Here is a 1,017-nt window from a genome sequence, read left to right as displayed (position 1 = left end):
GGTATTACCATTGCGACCTCTCACGTTGAGTACGATTCCCCGACCCGTCACTACGCACACGTAGACTGCCCGGGCCACGCTGACTATGTTAAAAACATGATCACTGGTGCTGCGCAGATGGATGGCGCGATCCTGGTTTGCTCCGCTGCTGACGGCCCCATGCCGCAGACTCGCGAGCACATCCTGCTGTCCCGTCAGGTTGGTGTTCCGTTCATCGTTGTATTCCTGAACAAGGCCGACATGGTAGACGATGAGGAGCTGCTGGAGCTGGTCGAGATGGAAGTTCGCGACCTGCTGAGCCAGTACGACTTCCCGGGTGACGACACTCCGATCATCACCGGTTCTGCGCTGATGGCGCTGGAAGGTAAAGATGACAACGAGATGGGTACTACCGCTGTTAAGAAGCTGGTAGAGGCGCTGGATGACTACATCCCTGAGCCGGAGCGTGCGATTGATCAGCCGTTCCTGATGCCGATCGAGGACGTTTTCTCTATCTCCGGACGTGGTACGGTTGTGACCGGCCGTGTTGAGCGTGGCATCATCAAGGTTGGTGATACTGTTGAGATCGTTGGTATCCGCGATACTCAGACCACTACCTGTACTGGTGTTGAGATGTTCCGTAAGCTGCTCGACGAAGGTCGTGCGGGTGAGAACGTAGGTGTTCTGCTGCGTGGTACCAAGCGTGACGACGTTGAGCGTGGTCAGGTTCTGTGTGTGCCGGGCTCCATCAAGCCGCACACCAAGTTTGAGTGTGAAGTGTACGTACTGTCCAAAGAAGAAGGTGGTCGTCATACTCCGTTCTTCAAGGGCTACCGTCCGCAGTTTTACTTCCGGACCACAGACGTGACCGGTTCTTGCGAACTGCCGGAAGGTGTTGAAATGGTAATGCCGGGTGACAACGTCAAAATGACCGTTACCCTGATCGCTCCGATCGCCATGGAAGATGGTCTGCGCTTCGCGATTCGTGAAGGTGGCCGTACCGTAGGTGCCGGCGTGGTTGCCAAGATCATCGAGTAA

At 55.9% G+C, this 1,017-nt stretch carries 1 protein-coding gene; it reads left to right on the top strand.

Annotated elements, in window-relative coordinates:
• Positions 1-1,017 (top strand): elongation factor Tu (gene tuf / locus K325_RS0100525; protein WP_029652293.1); only part of this gene is annotated, 1,017 nt, incomplete at its 5' end.

The sequence above is a fragment of the Marinobacter daepoensis DSM 16072 genome (assembly GCF_000421165.1).
Taxonomy (GTDB): Bacteria; Pseudomonadota; Gammaproteobacteria; order Pseudomonadales; family Oleiphilaceae; genus Marinobacter; species Marinobacter daepoensis.
Note: the sequence above shows the minus strand (reverse complement) of the source record. Positions and strands in the feature narration are given on the sequence as shown.